Annotated in this window: 12 protein-coding genes and 1 pseudogene; 2 read left to right on the top strand and 11 right to left on the bottom strand. The window is 74.7% G+C overall.

The features are described 5' to 3' along the window. Window positions 1-194: pseudogene (locus ACIQ8B_RS13560) on the bottom strand (ABC transporter permease); the annotation flags it as partial. Between the two features lie 132 nt (window positions 195-326). On the opposite strand from ACIQ8B_RS13560, the gene ACIQ8B_RS13555 reads away from it, so the two are divergent. Continuing rightward, entirely contained in the window at window positions 327-962 is a 636-nt protein-coding gene (locus ACIQ8B_RS13555; protein WP_290007070.1) for a TetR/AcrR family transcriptional regulator, read from the top strand. On the opposite strand, the gene ACIQ8B_RS13550 is transcribed toward ACIQ8B_RS13555, so the two are convergent. Further along, the gene (locus ACIQ8B_RS13550) at window positions 949-2,580 is read right to left on the bottom strand and encodes a glycosyltransferase (protein ID WP_403546773.1); all 1,632 of its coding nucleotides are present in this window, start codon (window positions 2,578-2,580) and stop codon (window positions 949-951) included. The genes ACIQ8B_RS13555 and ACIQ8B_RS13550 overlap by 14 nt on opposite strands. 85 nt (window positions 2,581-2,665) lie before the next feature. Beyond that, window positions 2,666-3,160, bottom strand: coding sequence for a MarR family winged helix-turn-helix transcriptional regulator (locus tag ACIQ8B_RS13545; protein WP_290007067.1), 495 nt, complete (start codon window positions 3,158-3,160; stop codon window positions 2,666-2,668). A gap of 126 nt (window positions 3,161-3,286) precedes the next feature. On the opposite strand from ACIQ8B_RS13545, the gene ACIQ8B_RS13540 reads away from it, so the two are divergent. Next, window positions 3,287-3,700 carry an organic hydroperoxide resistance protein gene (locus tag ACIQ8B_RS13540; protein WP_106413961.1) on the top strand — a complete coding sequence of 138 codons (414 nt, stop codon included), beginning with the start codon at window positions 3,287-3,289 and terminating at the stop codon, window positions 3,698-3,700. On the opposite strand, the gene ACIQ8B_RS13535 is transcribed toward ACIQ8B_RS13540, so the two are convergent. The 8 genes from ACIQ8B_RS13535 to ACIQ8B_RS13500 all read right to left on the bottom strand — a co-directional run bounded on the left by ACIQ8B_RS13535 (window position 3,649) and on the right by ACIQ8B_RS13500 (window position 17,305). Next, window positions 3,649-5,268 carry a hypothetical protein gene (locus ACIQ8B_RS13535; protein WP_403546772.1) on the bottom strand — a complete coding sequence of 540 codons (1,620 nt, stop codon included), beginning with the start codon at window positions 5,266-5,268 and terminating at the stop codon, window positions 3,649-3,651. The two genes, ACIQ8B_RS13540 and ACIQ8B_RS13535, sit on opposite strands and share 52 nt — an antisense overlap. 96 nt (window positions 5,269-5,364) lie before the next feature. Continuing rightward, a complete protein-coding gene (locus ACIQ8B_RS13530) occupies window positions 5,365-6,630 on the bottom strand; it encodes a hypothetical protein (protein WP_403546771.1) in 1,266 nt (421 codons plus the stop codon). Continuing rightward, complete coding sequence (locus tag ACIQ8B_RS13525; protein ID WP_403546770.1) at window positions 6,627-8,843, bottom strand: CDP-glycerol glycerophosphotransferase family protein; 2,217 nt, start codon at window positions 8,841-8,843, stop codon at window positions 6,627-6,629. The genes ACIQ8B_RS13530 and ACIQ8B_RS13525 overlap by 4 nt, the downstream gene beginning before the upstream one ends. 1 nt (window position 8,844) lies before the next feature. Then, window positions 8,845-11,055 (bottom strand): CDP-glycerol glycerophosphotransferase family protein, encoded by a 2,211-nt coding sequence (locus ACIQ8B_RS13520; RefSeq protein ID WP_403546769.1) that lies wholly within the window; start codon window positions 11,053-11,055, stop codon window positions 8,845-8,847. A gap of 172 nt (window positions 11,056-11,227) precedes the next feature. Beyond that, a complete protein-coding gene (locus ACIQ8B_RS13515; protein ID WP_403546768.1) occupies window positions 11,228-13,468 on the bottom strand; it encodes a CDP-glycerol glycerophosphotransferase family protein in 2,241 nt (746 codons plus the stop codon). 147 nt (window positions 13,469-13,615) lie between these two features. After that, window positions 13,616-14,530 carry a carbohydrate ABC transporter permease gene (locus ACIQ8B_RS13510; protein WP_290007057.1) on the bottom strand — a complete coding sequence of 305 codons (915 nt, stop codon included), beginning with the start codon at window positions 14,528-14,530 and terminating at the stop codon, window positions 13,616-13,618. Next, entirely contained in the window at window positions 14,527-15,876 is a 1,350-nt protein-coding gene (locus ACIQ8B_RS13505; RefSeq protein ID WP_403546767.1) for a carbohydrate ABC transporter permease, read from the bottom strand. Before ACIQ8B_RS13505 ends, ACIQ8B_RS13510 begins: the two co-directional genes overlap by 4 nt. Before the next feature lie 7 nt (window positions 15,877-15,883). Further along, complete coding sequence (locus ACIQ8B_RS13500; RefSeq protein ID WP_403546766.1) at window positions 15,884-17,305, bottom strand: ABC transporter substrate-binding protein; 1,422 nt, start codon at window positions 17,303-17,305, stop codon at window positions 15,884-15,886. Window positions 17,306-17,522: the final 217 nt, after the last annotated feature.

Below are 17,522 nucleotides of genomic sequence, written 5' to 3'. Positions count from 1 at the left end.
TGGGCGGTCAGCTTGGCCTGCGAGAAGGCCAGGATGAAGTGCCGCCGTCCCCACAGCTGACGGACGTACGCGCCGAGGGACGGACGGGCGCCGCTGACCGTGAGACCGTGCCGGGCGGCGAGGGCCGCGAGGTCGGTCTCGGCCGGTTCCGGGCGCGCCGACGCGGCGGGCGGTGTGTGGAGTGCCTGACTCACATCCGCTGCTTTCGCTAGGAGGGGGGTGGGTGCAACGAGTCCGGCGTCGGAACGGGACCGTATCGTCGTGACGACGAGCGTAGGTCGAATGTGCGTCGGAACGCAACCGTATCGTCGCTACGCGAGCGGCCTATGCTGGAGCGCATGACGAACGCCGACGCGCCCGAGCCGCGACCGCGCCGCCGGGCTCCCGCCGGGGCCGCCGTCCTGCGCGAGGACGTCACGGAGGCCATCCGGGCGGCCGTCTACGAGGAGCTCGCCGCCGTCGGCTACGCCCGCATGTCGATCGAGGGCATCGCGCGCCGCGCGGGCGTCGGCAAGACCGCCGTGTACCGCCGCTGGCGCTCCAAGCTGCACGTCGTGCTCGACGTGGTGTCCGCGCTCGCCGTCCAGGGCCTGCCCGCTCCGGACACCGGCTCCCTGGAGGGCGACCTGCGGCTGCTCTACGAGGTCAGCTCGCGCGCCCTGCGCCACCCTGTCGCCTCGCAGATCCTCCCCGACCTCCAGGCCGAGGCCGCCCGCAACCCCGACATCGCCGAGGCCGTGCAGAAGGCCCTGCGCGAGGGCCAGGACGGGGTCGCCAGGGGCATCGTCACGGCGGCCCAGGAGCGGGGCGAGATCAGCACCGGCGCGGACCACACCCTGGCCCTCGACCTGATCTCCGGCCCGCTGTACTGGCGCTCGGTCGTCATCCGCGGCCCGAAACCGCCCAAGGGCTACCTGGACGGTCTCGCCCGCGCGACCGCCCAGGCCCTCAAGACCCTCTGAAGGGCGGCCCGGTCCACGGCGCCGGCCGCCGCAGCCGTCCGGCCAGCACCCGGCCGACGCCGTGCGCCCCGGCCGCCACCCGCAGGGCCAGCGCGCCCCCGTGGGTGGCGTAGGGGCGGACGAGGACCAGGCCGTACCGGCGGCTCGGGACGGCGCGGGGGCGCAGCGGGCCGGGACCGGTGAGGGCGTGGGCCGAGACGGTCCGGGCCGCGCCGCCGCGGAAGCGCAGCCGCAGCCGCAGGTCCCAGGCGCCCGCGCCGAGGGCCGCCAGCCGCTCCAGCGGGACGGGCGCCTCGGCGGTCCAGACGCCGTCGGCGGACGGCCGCAGCGGCACCGTGCGGCGCAGCGCCGCGCCCGCGCGGTCCCGGTGGCGCCACTCCACCTGCGCGTCCACCGGACCGGCCCGCGCGACCGCGCCGTACAGCTCGTGCAGGCGCAGCCGCAGCAGACGGGCGCGGGGACGCAGCTCCGCGTCCACGGCGAGCGGCAGCAGCCGGACGGGGCGGTCGGGCAGGGACTCCAGGGTGACCCCGGGCAGCTCCGCCGACCAGCAGGGCGTGCCGTCGGCCGTCCGGGCGTACGGCGGACACAGCCGGGCCGGGCGGGCGGCCAGCTCGCGCAGGCGCGGCAGGTCGCGCGGCTCGGGAGAGGCCAGCAGCACCCGCGCGAGGAGCGGGCCGGGGGCGGCCGGGTCGCCCGACCGGTCGGCGGCGTCGTACTCGGCGAGGTGGCCACGGGTGTGCGCCCACCACTGACGGCGGTACGCCTCGTCGCGCAGCGGCAGCTCACGGACGTACATGCGCAGGTCGTGGTCGAGGAACTTGGCCCGGACGGCGCGCGCCAGCCGTTTTTCCCCGGCGTCCAGCAGGGTCGCGTGGGCGGTGCGGCAGGCGTGCGTGCGGGCGCGCCAGTTGTCGATGCCCGCGCGGTCCAGCGAGATCGACAGCCGCCGCGCGGAGCGGCGCACGTGCCAGACGTAGACCCGGTCCGGGACCAGGGCGACGCGCGGCGCTGCGGCCCACACCCGGGCGGTGAACACGATGTCCTCGTAGGGGAAGCGGCCGTCGGGGAACCGGATGCCGTGCGCGCGCAGGAAGGCCGTGGCGTACAGCTTGTTGACGCTGAGGGTGTCGTGGACCAGGCGGGGGCGGCCGGCCGGGCGGGCGAGGACGGCGGGGGCGGCGTACAGAGCCGGCTCACACGGCACCTCACGGCCCGAGGGCAGCTCGCGGCGTACGCACAGACCGCCCGTGACCTGCGCGTCCGTCTCCCGCGCGGCGGCCAGCAGCGCATCCACGGCGCCGGGCGGCAGCACGTCGTCGCTGTCCAGGAACATCACGTACGGGGTGGCCACCGCGTCCAGCCCGGTGTTGCGCGGGGTGCCGCAGCCGCCGCTGTTGACCGGCAGCCGGATCACCCGCAGCCGGGGCTCGCCGGCGGCCAGCCGCTCCAGCAGGGCGGCGCTGCCGTCCGTCGAGCAGTCGTCCACGGCGACGACCTCCCGCACGGCGGGCCCCTGCCCCAGCGCGGAGCGCACCGCGTCGGCCACATGGGCGGCGTCGTCGTGGCCTATGACGACGACGGAGACGGCGTCGGCCGGAACGGGGTCGGGGCGCATGGCATCCTCGGGGCGCGCTGCAGGGGTCCTCTACAACGTCGCCCGCCCCGTGGGTTTCCGCATTCCGAGGGCGTCCCCGCGGGCGTCAGGCCTCTTCGGCGGCCGCCCGGTCCAGCGCGGCGGTGAGGCCGGCGAGGGTGGCGCCGAGAGCGCGCATCTCCTCGGCCCGCAGCCCGGTGGCGGCGGCGATCCGGCGCGGCACCCGCGCGGCCCTGTCGCGCAGCGCGGCGCCCTCCTCGGTGAGCCGCACCTCGACGGACCGCTCGTCGCGCGCGCTGCGCTCCCGGTGCACGAGACCGGCCGCCTCCAGCCGCTTGAGCAGCGGGGACAGGGTGCCGGAGTCCAGGCGCAGGCGCTCGCCGAGCCGTTTCACCGGCAGCGTGCCGTCCTCCCACAGCACCAGCATGACGAGGTACTGCGGGTAGGTGAGGCCGAGGTCCTTCAGCACCACCCGGTAGACGCCGTTGAAGGCGCGGACGGCCGAGTTGAGGCTGAAGCAGATCTGCTGGTCGAGCCGGAGCCAGTCGTCCGAGACGGCCGGCGCGTCCGTCGCCGGGGAGGGGCTGGGTGTCGCTGTCATGCGTCCAGGGTAACGCCGTGCGAGCCATTTCATTGTGCACAACTGAATTGTGTGCTCTACTTGAGCGCACGAAGGCCGGGTCCCCGCGATCCGGCCGGTCACCCGCCGAAAGGAAAGGTGTCCCCCATGGACGCGCTCTACACCGCAGTCGCCACCGCCACCCACGGTCGCGAGGGCCGCGCCGTCACCTCCGACGGCAAGCTGGACGTCGGCCTGAGCGCCCCCAAGGAGCTGGGCGGCGACGGCAAGGGCACCAACCCGGAGCAGCTCTTCGCCGCCGGCTACGCGGCATGCTTCGGCAGCGCCCTCGGCGCCGTCGGCCGCGCCGCGAAGGTGGACGTCAGCGAGGCCGCGGTGACCGCCGAGGTCGGCATCGGCAAGCAGGGCGAGGGCTTCGCGCTCACCGTGACGCTCCGCGTCGAGCTGCCCGACAGCCTCGACGAGGAGACCGGCCGCACGCTGGTCGAGCAGGCCCACCAGGTCTGCCCCTACTCCAACGCCACCCGCGGCAACATCCCGGTCGAGCTCGTCATCGAGTAGTCCCGCCGCCCGCCCCCGACCCGCGCCAGCACCTCGCCGGTGCGCCGGCTCCAGGCCACCACCACGGCCTCCTCGGGCACCCGCTGGTGCCGGGTGAGGAGCAGCCAGCGCACCCCGTAGCGGCGGACCACCGTGTCCCGCAGGGCGCGGGTCGAGGCGGGATCCAGGTACGCGCGCACATCGGCCAGCCGCCGCAGCCGCTCCCGTTCGTCCAGCGAGGCGTCCGGCCAGGCGGGGGCGGCCAGGTTCGGCCCGTACCCGGCGATTGCGTGGACGGCGTAGTAGCCGTCGGCGATCACCACCTCGCCCGGGGCGACGTGCCGCGCGGCCCAGTCGTACGCGGGCCAGTCCGGGGGCCGGCGGAAACCGACCGGGTCCGCCGCCGGCGGCACCACCGCCCCGGCGTGCACGGTCAGGAACCCGGCGCACGCCCCCGCCGCCGCGGCCCCGCCCAGCAGCCGCCGCCACACCGGCCACGGGCGGGGCGCCGCCAGCTCCACCGCCAGGGCGAGCTGCAGCGGCACCAGCGTCAGCCCCAGGGCCCGCCCGTGGGTGTAGTGGCCGCTCACCCAGCCGTACGCCACGACCAGGCAGTCCAGGACGAACATCAGCACCAGCGGGTCGCGCCGCGAACGCCGCGCCCGCAGCCACAGGGCGGGCAGTCCGAGCAGCGCCAGCCCGAACTGGCCGGCCAGGTCCAGGTACAGCCGCCGGTGCATCGCGTCCACGCTGCTGTCCCCGGCCAGCGCGAACACGTCGAAGTACGGCCAGCAGGCCGCCGCCGTCAGCGCCACCGCGCCGGTCAGCGCCCAGCGCCCGGCCGGCGCCGCCGACCACCCCCGCTGCCACCCGGCGACCAGGGCCAGCGCCCCCAGCGCCGCCGCGACCGCGGTGATCGGGTGCACCAGCAGGATCAGCCCGTACAGCAGCCCCAGGCCCGCGTACCCGGACAGCGGGCGCAGGCCGCCCGGGCCCGGACACCGCACGGCCCGCGCGTCCCGGGCCCGCGCGCCGGTCAGCGCCCACGCCCAGAAGGCCAGCCCGATCGCGAACGCCGACGGGTACGGCAGGTTGCCCGTCATCGACATCAGGTTCAGGTAGCCGCTCCACCAGGCGCGCTCCACCCCCCACAGCAGGGTCATCGCGGCCAGCGCCAGCACCGGCGCCCAGGGGCGCGGGGTCAGCACCCGCACGAAGCGGCCCAGGCCCGTGAGCAGCACCAGCAGGTTCAGCGGCCCGGTGAGCCGCAGCACCTCCCAGCCGCCCAGCCCGGTCAGCCGGGCGAACACGCCCTGCGCCACCGCGTACGGCGAGTAGTACGGGCTGCCCGCGCCCGGCAGGTCCGCCATCGGGTGCCGGGGACGCAGCAGGTCGTCCTTGAGGCGCTCCACGACCGCCGCGTGCTGCCCGGCGTCGCAGCACAGCGGCACCCGCCAGAACGCCAGGGACATCACCACGAAGAACAGGAAGCCGGCGCACTGGTACGGCGTCGGGCGCCAGGACCCGCCGCCGCGCAGCGCCGTGGCGCCGTCCACCGTGCGGCGCCGGACGAGGACGCCGGCGCTCATCGGACGCGAGGAGAAAGGGGCATTCGGGGCATTCGCCCAATGTTCCCGCCCGCCGCCCGGGCTTGACCTGCCATCACCGCTTCGAGTGACACCCGGTCAGCTCACCGGCTCCATGGGCGCACCCCGCGCGGGCACCACCGCCCGCCGCGGCACCGGCTCCAGCAGCAACGGCACCCCCAGCACCGGCAGCAGCCAGGCCAGCGTGATCAGCCGGTCGCCCCAGATGTTGATGTCCGGGTGCCCCGCCTGGTTGAGGAACCCCGTGCAGGCCGCCGCGGCCAGGAAGGCGCCGAACGCCGGCCGCCGCCGCGCCCCCAGCGCGCCCGCCGCCAGCGCCGCCAGGAACAGCGGCTCCCACAGCTGCCGGCGCGCCCACTCCATCCAGAAGTTGCCCTGGAGCTGGAAGAACTCCGCCCACGGACGCTCCCGGTCGGGCCGGGCGAAGTGGCCGGTGAGCAGGTCCTGCACGCTGTCCGACGTCGACGGGTAGTCCAGCAGCCGGGCCAGCAGCACCGTACCGGCCGCCCCCGCGCACCCCGCCACCGCGAGCGCCGCGGGGCCGCGCCCCGACGGCAGCCCCCGCCACCGCCGGCGTACGGCGACCGCGGCGCCCGCGCCCGCCAGGCAGGCCCCGAGGAACAGCGCCTGGGAGTGCTTCACCGTGAACAGCGCGAGCAGCGCCCCGCCCGCCAGCGCCAGTCCCGCCCGGGGTCTCGTCCCGCCCAGCACCAGGGCGCAGCCCCACAGCGCGGCCAGGGTGAGGGCCAGCATCAGCCCCTCCGTCATCGGACGCATCGCCGTCGTCCCGCACGGCAGGACGAGGTACAGCGCCATCCCGGTGAGCGCGAGCGGCACCGGGGCGGCCAGCGCGCGCAGCACCAGGTACGCGAGCACCCCGCCCGCGCAGGTGATCACCACGCCCGCCGCCCACACCCCCCAGGTCACCCCGAGCAGGGCGAGGAAGGGAACCAGGACCACCGGGTAGCCGGGCCGCACCTCGAAGATCCGCATGAACCGCTCCGGCATGAACGGCACGGTGTGCCCGCCGGCCCCCCCGGCCGCCAGCCGCGCCTCCACCTGCCGCCACTCCCGCTCCCGGCACTCCTCCATGACCCGCGGCGCGGGATCCGGGGCGTGGAAGCGCACCACGTCCACGTTCTGCGCGCGGTGCGCCATCGCCGCCTTCCCCGCGCAGTAGTGGTCGATGGTGGCGGTCGCCGCCTCCCGCTTGTCCGCACCGCTCAGACTCAGCGCGTACGACACGTAGTTCTTGGAGTCGGGGGTGTCGCGGCCCTCCACGGTGGCGAGCTGCATCAGCGCGAACAGGGCGGCCAGCAGCAGCACCCAGGTGCGCGGCCTCACGACGGGGCCAGCAGGTCGCGGACGGCGGGCTGGGCGGGCAGCCGGCCGGGACCGGCGGCGGGTTCGGGCATCGGCTCGCCCAGCATCAGCGTGCGCACCACCCGCTCGGCGGCCCGCCCGTCGTCGTACTCGCAGAACCGCTCCCGGAACGCCGCCCGCAGCCGCGCCGACTCCTCGTCCGCCCAGGTCCCCGACGCGAACAGCCACGCCAGCTCCCGGTAGGAGCGCGTCACATGGCCCGGCGCCCGAGCCGTGACGTCCAGGTACGCGCCCCGGCTCGCCCGGAAGGCGTCCCAGTCGTCGGCGTGCACCACGATCGGCCGGTCCAGCAGGGCGTAGTCGAACATCACGGACGAGTAGTCGGTGACCAGGACGTCGGCCGCGAGCAGCACGTCCTGCACCTCCGGCTCGTCGGTGGCGTCCACCAGCACGCCCCGCCGGTGCAGCTCCGACAGGCCGAGGCCCCGGGCCGGGCCGTCGGCCAGCGTGGGGTGCAGCCGGACCACCAGGGTGCGGCCCTCGCCCAGGTCGGCGGCGAACCGGGCCAGGTCGATCCGCTCCACCAGCCCGTCCCTGCGGTAGTCCCGGCGGGTCGGCGCGTACAGCACCACCGTGTCGCCCTCCGGGACGCCGAGCCGCTCCCGCGTCGCGCGGGCGCGCTCCTCGTCCCCGCGCACCAGGACGTCGTTGCGCGGGGAGCCCGACCGCAGCGCGGTGAAGTGACAGGGGAAGGCCCGCTCCCACACCAGCTCGGAGTGGCGGTTGGCGACCAGGACGTGGTCCCAGCGGTCGGCCCGGCGCAGCATCTGCGGCACGTCGAAGTGCAGCCGCGCGCCCGGCTTGCCCAGCAGATCGGCGCCCGCGTACTTCAGCGGGGTGCCGTGGTGGGTGTGGACGTGCACGCTGCCGGGCCGTTTGACCAGCGTGCCCGACCAGTTGACGTTGTTGACGAAGTACGTGGCCCGCTCGGTCACCCGGCGGTACTCCGGCGTGTCCGGCAGCACGTACGGGATGCCCGGCGGCAGCGCCGCGGCCCGCTCCTCGTCGGCGACCACCCACACGCCCCTGATGTGCGGGGCGAGTTCACGGGCCGCGCGGTGGACGGCCGCCGGGTCGCCGAGCATCCCGCGGTGCGAGAACGCCGAGTACACGGCGAGGTCCGGGTCCAGCGGGCGGCGCAGCAGCGACCGGGCGCGCACCGCCCGCGCCGCCGTCGCCGCCCGGGTCTGCCCGGCCCGGCACCGCAGCTCCCGCCCGGTCCGCCGGACCCTCCGGCGCAGCACGTACCCGGCGTAACCGCCCTCCAGCTCCCGCAGTTCGGCGGGGACGCGCACGCCCGGCGGGCGGTGCGCGTGGAACATCTCCGCCGTGCGGCGGAAGAACTCGGCCCGGTCCGACGGCGGCAGCCGGTCCGGCTTGGACAGGATGTCGAGACAGTGCTCGCCCATCTTGGCGTGCAGGAACGGCCGCCAGTGCGCCAGCGCCGGACGGGCGTCGACGAACCGGAACACCCGCGCGTACTGCTCGTGCACGTCGAAGTGCTTGCGGCTGGTGGTGGACAGGATGTTCCCCTGGCGGCGCTGCCGGTAGTACAGGCAGATCCGGTCCAGGGTGGCGATGCGCTCCGCGCTGAGCAGCACCGGGAAGGTCCAGGGCGTGTCCTCGTAGTAACCGGGCGGGAAGGCGAAGCCCTCCCGCTCGACGAAGTCGCGGCGGTAGGCCTTGTTCCACACCACCATCAGCAGGTCGAGGATCTCCGGCCGTTCGGCGGCCGTGAAGGTGCTCCCGGCGGCCTCGGCCAGCACATGGGCGAGGACGTTGCGGCGGGTGCCGCCCCACCAGTACGTGCGGGCGTAGTCGAAGACCAGCACGTCCGGGTCGCCGGTCTCGTCGAGGCGGTCCGCCAGCGCGCGCAGGGCGCCCGGGGTGAGGGTGTCGTCGCTGTCCAGGAAGAGCAGGTAGTCGCCGGCCGCGTGCGGCATCCCGGCGTTGCGGGCCCGGCCGAGGCCCACGTTCTCCGGCAGGTGCAGCACCCGGACCCGCTCGTCGCGGGCCGCGTAGTCGTCGAGGATCCGCCCGCAGCCGTCGGGGGAGCGGTCGTCGACGGCGATCAGCTCGAGGTCGCGGTACGACTGCCCGAGCACCGAGTCGAGACAGGCGTGCAGATAGCCCTGCACGTGGTGGACGGGGACGATGACGCTGAAGCGGGGCACGTCAGCTCCTCACCAGGGGGACGGCCGCGGGGGCGGGGACGCGCTCCGCGAGCGGGATCACGGGCGGCAGGGCCTCGGGCGGCTCGCCGAGCAGCACCCGGCGCACCACCCGCTCGGCGGCCCGCCCGTCGTCGAACGGGCAGAACCGCTCCCGGAACGCCGCCCGCAGCGCCGCCGACTCCTCGTCCGCGTACGAGCCGTCGCGGAACACCCGGGCCAGCTCCTGAGGCGTGCGGGTGACCCGGCCCGGCGGGGCGGCCATCAGGTCGAAGCACACGCCCCGCGTCTCCCGGTACACCTCCCAGTCGTCGGCGTGGACCACGATCGGGCGGTCCAGGTTGGCGTAGTCGAACATGATCGACGAGTAGTCCGTGACCAGGGCGTCCGCGGCCAGGCACACGTCCTCCGAGGAGCGGTGCGCGGACACATCGATGACCCGGCCGGTCCGTCCGCCGCCCCCGGGCCCGCCCCGGTCGTAGAAGTAGTGCGCGCGCAGCAGCACCACCACGTCCTCGCCGGCCGCCTCGCAGAACGCCTCCAGGTCGAGCCCCGGCTCGAAGCCGGTGCGGTGGTCGCGGTGCGTCGGCGCGTACAGCACGGCCCGCGCGCCCTCGGGGACGCCCAGCTCGGCACGGACCCGGGCCACGTCGTCGGCGCCGGCCGTCACATACACGTCGTTGCGCGGATAGCCGTACTCCAGATGCTCGTAGGAGCCCGGGAAGGCGCGCTCCCAGACGCGGGTGGAGTGCGGGTTGGAGGAGAGGTTGTAGTCCCAGCGGTCCACCCGCCCGAGCAGCTTGGTGAAGCTGCCGGTGGCGGCGGCGACCACCGGGTACGTCGACTGGTCCACGCCCATCGTCTTCAGCGGGGTGCCGTGCTGGGTCTGCAGGTGCACGCTGCCGGGGCGTTTGACCACGCCTTCCGCGAAGTTGGCGTTGTTGACCAGGTACGTGGCACGGGCGAGCAGCTCCCAGGCGCGCCGGCTGCCGAGGACCGCGTACTCCACGTCGTCGGGCACGGTGTGCGCCTGGTCGGCCTCCACCAGGAACACGCCCCGCAGATGCGGGGCGAGGGCGCGGGCCCTGGCGTGGATCGCGGCCGGGTTGCAGGCGTAGCCCCGGCCCCAGTACGCGCAGTACACGACGAGGTCCGGGTCGAGCGGGCGGCGCAGCTGGAGGCCGTAGTGCAGCCGGGTGCGCAGGCCATGGGGCCGGGGCAGCGCGGCCGCCGCCCGGCCGGCCGCGCGCCGGGTGTCGCGCACGGTGGCGAACGCCTCGTACGACCCTGCCGCCAGCAGCCGGTGCTGCACGCCCAGGCTGCCGCCCGGCGGCCGGTACCCGGCGGGGCGGTGACGGCGGTACAGGGCGCTCGCCCGGTGGAAGAACTCCCGGCGCCCGGACGGCAGCCGCCGGGGGTGCGCGGCGGTCTTCAGCACGGCCGCGAAGAGCTGCTCGAACAGCGGCCCCGACCGCTCGGGCGGCAGGCCCAGCGCGGCGGCCTCCTGAAGCACCCGCTCCGCCTGGTCCAGCAGGTCCGCGTGGTGCGGTCCGGGCAGCCGCAGCCGGTCGCCCTGGCGGCGCGCCCGGTGCCGCACCAGCACCCGGCGGGAGACCGCCACCCGCTCCGCGCGCAGCAGCGCCCGCCCGCACCAGCCGACGTCGGTGAAGTACCCGGGAGGGAAGGCCAGTCCGTGCTCGGTGACGAAGGCGCGGCGCCAGGCGGCGCTCCACGCGGGCAGCCGCACCCCGGTGAGGTGCGGGGCGCGGGCGGGGGCGAAGGCGCCGGACGGGGCGCTCTCCAGCAGCGGCGCCACCGGACGGGTGGTCTCGCCCTCCCACCAGGGGACCCGCTCGTGCTCGCAGGGCAGCACGTCGACCGGGCCGGTCTCCGCCAGCCGCGCTTCCAGGGCCGCCAGCGCGCCCGGCACCAGCACGTCGTCCCCGTCGAGGAAGAGCAGATACGTCCCGGTCGCCGCCCGCACGCCCGCGTTGCGCGCACCCGCCAGTCCCTGTGACGGCGGCGCGTGCACGGGCGCCACCCGCGAGTCCCGCTCGGCGTGCCCGTCGGCCACCCCGGCCGCCGGGGACCCGGCCGCGTCGCAGACCGGGATGAGCTCGAAGTCTCCGAACGACTGGGCGAGGACCGAGTCCAGCGCCTGGCCCAGCCGACCTGCGACCCCATGGGACGGGACGATGATGCTGAAGCGGGGCATTCTGCTCTTTCCGTTGACGAGGGCGTGGCGGCGGCCGCTCAGCGGGCGGGCCGCCGCCCGGGCCGTCCCGCCGGCCGCCGCGCGGGCGGCCGGGCCGGGGCGGGCCGTGACGAGCCGGGGGACACGCGTACTCCCAGTGGGGCCAACGACGGGCGGACGGGGTCGGTGACGGTCAGAAGACCGCCGGCTGCGGCGGCAGCGACACCACGGGGGTCTGCGGCGCGGTGGCGGCCGCCGGCACCGGGCGCCGCCGCTCCGGCGGGACGGACAGCGGCTCCGCGAACTCCCCGAGCAGCACCGTGCGCACCACCCGCTCGGCGGCGCGGCCGTCGTCGTGCGGGCAGAAGCGGTCCCGGAACGCCGCCCGCAGCCGCGTCGCGCGGGGCCCGCACCAGCGGCCCCCGGCGAAGATCTCGATCAGCTCGTCCTCACTGTCCGCGACCGCGCCCGGCGGGAAGGTCCACGGGTCGACGTACAGGCCGCGGGCCGCCGCGTACGCCTCCCGGTCCTCGGCGTGCAGCACGATCGGTCGGTCCAGGCCCGCGTAGTCGCACATCAGCGGGGAGAAATCGGTGACCAGGGCGTCCGAGGCCAGGCAGAGCGCCATCAGGTCGGGGTGGGCGCTCACGTCCACCACCCGGTCGGAGGCGGCCTCCAGCGGCTCGTCGTGCGGCCGCCCGGCGCGGGACAGGATCACGAAGCGGGGGCCGAGCCGGCGCACCACGCGCTCCAGGCCGAGCAGGCGCAGCGGGGTGCGGCGGTAGTCGCGGGGCGCGGGCGCGTACAGGATCGCCACCGCGCCCGCGGGGACGCCCAGGGAGTCCCGCAGCACGGCCACGTCGGCCGCGGTCGCGGTGTGGAACCGGTCGGTGCGCGGCCTGCCGTACTCCAGGGTCGTGTAGCGGCCGGGCAGCACCCGCTCGTAGGTGAGCGTGGAGTGGCGGTCGCCGGTGACGACGTGGTCCCACCGGTCGACGCCCTCCAGCAGCCGGGCGAAGTCGGTGGAGCGGGCCGCCGCCGGCCGGTCCTGGAGGTCGAGCCCCGCGTACGCCAGCGGGGTGCCGGGCGGGGTGTGCACCAGGATCTGCCCCGGGCGCTTGACCAGTCCGGGCACGAGCACGCGGTCGGTCACCACGTACGCGCTGCGGGCGAGCGCGGTGAGATGGGCGGCGGTGCCGGGCACCAGCCGGCGGGTGGCGGTGGGCAGGGTGTGGTGCAGCTCGGGACGGGTCGCCCAGGCGGTGCGGACGTGCGGCGCGTGGTCGCGCACCGCGGACTCCAGGGCGGCCGGGTCGCCGCCGTAGCCGCCGTCGTCCTCGACGGTGAACAGGACGCGGCCGGTGTCCAGCGGGAGCAGCCGCTGCACGCGGTGGTGGGCGCGCAGCAGGACGCGGCGCAGTCCGCGCAGCGACCGGCGGCGGAGCCGGCCCGCGCGGCGGCCCAGGGCCGCGGCCAGCCGCAGGGCGCGGTAGGTGCGGTGCAGCCCGAACCGGACCAGCGCGTGCCGCACCCGGGCGCGGGCGGGGACGGGCGCGCCGGGCGTGCGGTGGCGGCGGTACTGGTCGCGGGCCCGGCGCAGGAAGGCGGCGCGGGAGCCGCGCGGCAGCCGGTCCGGGCGGGTGTACACGGTCAGCAGGTGGTCGACCATGCGGCGGAACAGCACCGGCCGCCAGCGCTCCAGGGCGGGGTGCTCGTCGAGGTGGGCGAAGACCCGGTCGTACTGGCCGAAGACCTCGAAGTGACGCTCGCTGGTGGTGTGCAGGATGCCGCCGGCGCGCCGCTGCCGGTAGTGCACGCAGACCCGGTCGAGGGTGGCGATCGTCCCCGCCGTCATCAGCACCGGGTACGTCCACGGGGTGTCCTCGTAGTAGCCGGGCGGGAAGGTGAACCCGGCGCGCTCGACGAAGTCCCGCCGGTACGCCTTGTTCCAGGCGACCGCGAGCAGGGTGAGCAGCCCCGGCCGGTCGGCGAGGGTGAACGGCGCCGGACCGTGCTCGGTCAGCTGGGCGGCGACCTGGTTGCGCACGGTCTCGCCGGTCCAGTAGGCGCGGGCGTAGTCGTAGACCAGGACGTCCGGGTCGCCGGTCTCCTTCAGCCGGTCGGCGACGGCGAGCAGCGCGTCCGGGGTGAGGGTGTCGTCGCCGTCCAGGAACACCAGGTAGTCGCCGGTCGCGCGGGCCATGCCCGCGTTGCGGGCGGGGCCCAGGCCGGCGTTGGCCGGCAGGTGCACCGGCCGCACCCGCGGGTCGCGGGCCGCGAACTCGTCGATCACCGCTCCGCAGGCGTCCGGCGAGCAGTCGTCCACGGCGATCAGTTCGAGGTCCGGGTACGACTGGGTCAGCACCGACTCCAGGCACTCGCGCAGATACGCCTGGACCTGGTACGCGGGGACAATGACACTGAACCTGGGCAAGGGGCATCCAACGGTCGGCGCGGGCGTTCTGCCCGGCAACGCCCGTTGGCCCGGCTTGGTTACGCCCCCTGCGGCATCCGGGGGAATCGCGTCGCACGAAAGGGCGGACCCCGGCCGGTCCGCCCTTCAACTGTGCCTCTCATGTGCCTACTTGACGGCGCCCGCCATCACGCCGGAGACGAACTGCCGCTGGAACGCGAAGAACACCACCAGCGGCACCACCATCGAGATGAACGCGCCCGGCGCCAGCACGTCGATGTTGTTGCCGAACTGCCGTACCTGCGTCTGCAGCGCGACCGTGATCGGCTGGCTGCCCGAGTCGGTGAAGATCAGCGCGACCAGCATGTCGTTCCACACCCACAGGAACTGGAAGATGCCGAGCGCCGCGATCGCCGGACCGGCCAGCGGCATCACGACCCGGACGAACAGCCGCAGTTCGCCCGCGCCGTCCAGCCGGGCCGCCTCCAGCAGTTCCTTGGGGATCTCCGCGAAGAAGTTCCGCAGCAGGAACACCGCGAACGGCAGGCCGAAGCCGACGTGGAACAGCACCACACCGGTCAGGGAGCCGAAGATGCCCAGCTCGCCGAAGAGTTCGGCGATCGGGATCAGCGCCACCTGCACCGGCACCACCAGCAGCCCCACCACGGCGAGGAACCACCAGTCGCGGCCCGGGAAGTCCATCCACGCGAAGGCGTACCCGGCGAGCGCGCCGATCACCACCACCAGCACGGTCGCCGGCACGGTGATGTACACCGTGTTCAGCAGCGAGCCGGTGATGTCCTCGTTCTCCAGCAGGGTCCGGTAGGCGTCGAAGGTGAGCTGGGACGGCTCGGTGAACACCGTCCACCAGCCGTCCGCCGCCATGTCCTCCGGCGTGCGCAGGCTGGCCAGCAGCAGCCCGATCGTCGGCACCAACCAGAACAGGCCGACGACGATCAGGAAGACGCGGACCGCCCCGCCGCTCACCCACTGGGCGAGCCGGGACCCCAGCGGCCGTTCCGCCCGGACGGGCCCGGCGGGCCGCGCACCCGCCTTCGTGACGCTTCCGGCGTCCGCGCTCATCGCCGCACCTCCCGCCTCAGCCGCCGTACGTTGAACCACATCACCGGGATCACCAGCAGCAGCAGGAGCACCGCGATGGCGCTCGCGACACCCGGCTGGTCCTCGGAGAAGCCCTTGCGGTACAGCTCCAGCGCGAGGACGTTGGCGTCGTCCTGCGACGAGCCCGGCGCGATGATGAACACCAGGTCGAACACCTTCAGCACGTTGATCATCAGAGTGACGGTGACCACCGCGAGGACCGGCGCCAGCAGCGGCACCGTGACCCGCCGGAACACCTGCCACTCGTTGGCGCCGTCCACCCGGGCGGCCTCCAGCAGCTCACGGGGCATGCCCGCCAGCCCGGCCGCGATCAGCACCATCGCGAACCCCGCCCACATCCAGATGTACGAGCCGATCACGGCCGGGGTGACCAGCGACGGGCCGAGCCAGTCCAGCCCGTTGTACGGCTCCTCGAAGTTGCTCGCCGGGAGCCGCAGGTGCGCCCCGTCGGCCTTCGACGAGAAGGAGAACGTGCCGTCGGCGGCGGCCGTGGCCGTCTCCACCACCGTGCCGTCCTTCACCGCCTCGATCCGCATCCCGGCGTAGCCCAGCTCGGAGGAGTCGGCCTGGTTGAGCGTGCCGACGCCCTTGCCGCGGGTGAAGTCCTGCCAGGTGCTGCCGGTGATCCGGTCGTCCTCCGGCTTCGGCGCCGCGGCCGGCTTCGCGTCGTCCGGCATCAGGTCCGGGGCGACGCCCACCAGCGGCAGCGTCACCGTGTCGCCGGCGCTGACGGTCTCCTTGGTGACGAACGCGCCCCCGCCGGCCGGCTCCAGCGGCGACTCGCGGCCCGGGTGCGCCTTCGGGAACGCCGAGGACTGGGCGAAGGTGTCGTGCACCCCCACCCACACCGCGTTCGCCACGCCCTTCTCCGGGGCCTGGTCGTAGACGAGGCGGAAGATGATGCCCGCCGCGAGCATGGAGATGGCCATCGGCATGAAGATGACCAGCTTGAACGCCGTGCCCCAGCGCACCCGTTCGGTGAGCACCGCGAAGATCAGACCGAGCGCGGTCGCGACCGTCGGGGCGAACACCACCCAGATGACGTTGTTCTTCAGCGCGGTGCGGATGCCGTCGTCGGTGAACAGCGCACGGTAGTTGTCGAACCCGGCGAAGGAGTCGCCGGACTGGTCGTAGAAGCTGCGGATGACCGAGTACCCGATCGGGTAGACCACGAGCGCCCCGAGCAGCACCAGGGCGGGCAGCAGGAACAGCGCCGCCACGGTTTTCCGGGTGCCGGTGACGCTCTTGCGCGACCTGGGAGCGGCGGGGGCCGTCTGCGGGGCCCCCGCCGCCGTCTGCGACGTCATCGCCGGATCAGTTCCCGTACGCCGCGGCCGCGTCGGCCTCCAGCTTCGCCTGGGCGCCGGCGACGTCCGTCGGGTTCTTCAGGAAGTCCTGCAGCGCCTTCCACTCGCCCTTGCCGGGCGTGCCGCCGAAGGCCTGCGGGGCCTGGTCGGACATGTCGAAGCGGAAGTCGTCCCCGGCGTCGATCAGCGCCTCGGCGATCTTCCGCTGGACCTCGTTCGGGTACACCGAGGCGGGCACGTTCTTGTTCGGCGAGAGGTAACCGCCGAGCTTCGCCTGGATGCTCGCCGCGTCCGGGGAGGCGAGGAACGTCACCAGGGCCTGGGCCGCCTCGGAGTCCTCCAGGATCACCGCGGCGTCGCCGCCGGACACCACGGGCGGGGTGTCACCGACCGCGGGGAACGGGAACACCTTCGCGTCGGTTCCCACCTCCGCCTCGGTCTCGCCGATGTTGACCTGCACGAAGTCACCCTCGTAGACCATGCCGGCCTTGGGCTGGTCGCCGCCGGTGAAGGTCTGCGTCACGGACGCCGGGAACTCCGTCTGCAGCGCGCCGTCCGGGCCGCCCGCGACGTAGTCCTTCTTGCCCCACACCTCGGCGAGGGTGGTCAGCGCCTCCTTGACGGAGGGGTCGGTCCACTTGATCTCGTGCTTCGCCAGCTGGTCGTACTTCTCGGGGCCCGCCTGCGAGAGGTAGATGTTCTCGAACCAGTCGGTGAGGGTCCAGCCGTCGGCCCCGCCGACGGAGAACGGGGTGACGCCGGAGTCGTAGACCATCTGCGCGGTGTCCAGCAGCTCGTCCCACGTCTTCGGCTCGGACGCGCCGGCGTTCTCGAAGACCTGGGTGTTGTACCAGATCAGCGACTTGTTGGCGGCCTTGTAGTAGACGCCGTACTGCTTGCCGTCGACCTTGCCGATGTCCTGCCAGCCCTGCGAGTAGTTCTTGGCCAGCTCCTTGGTGGCCTCCGGGCCGAGGGGCTTGGCCCAGTTCTTCTCCACGGCCTGCTTGATGGCGCCGGGCTGCGGCAGCATCGCCACGTCCGGCGGGGCGCCGCCCGCGATCTTCGAACCGAGGAAGTTGATGATCGGGTCCTGGGCGGGGACGAAGGTCACCTTGGCGCCGGTGCGCTTCTCGAACTCCGCGAGGACCTTCTTGAAGTTCTCCTGCTCCGTGCCGGTCCACACGGCCGCGACCTCCAGGGTCTGGCCGTCCAGCTTCGGCAGGGTGACGGTGGTTCCGGTGCCGCCGGACCCCTTGCCCTTGTCGTCACCGCCGCCGCCGTCGTCGTCGCCTCCGCAGGCGGTGAGGGAGACCGCCAGCACACCGGCGGCCAGGGCCGCGGCGGCCCTGACGGCCCGTCGGGTGGCGGGAGGCGGCCCGTGGTGCTCGGGCGACCTGCGTATCCGGATGATCCTGCTCGTGCTGTGCATCACTGCCCCGTTCTCGTACTCCGTCGTACCTGGCCGAACGTTCGAGCGCTGTCCCGTGCGGTCTGGTCTACGCCCGGCACGTGGGGGTGGCAAGAGCGCGTCCCGTGTCAACTCCGCGATCGTGATCACCTCGTGATCAGGCGTCACGTCGGACACGCCGGGCGGCGGGGGTGTGGTTCCGGGACGGGGGCCGGCAGGCCCGGGGCGCGTGTGGTGC

Source organism: Streptomyces sp. NPDC096105, from assembly GCF_044763335.1.
Lineage (GTDB): Bacteria > Actinomycetota > Actinomycetes > Streptomycetales > Streptomycetaceae > Streptomyces.
The sequence above is the reverse complement of the archived record's forward strand: the minus strand, read 5'-3'. Positions and strand labels throughout refer to the sequence as shown.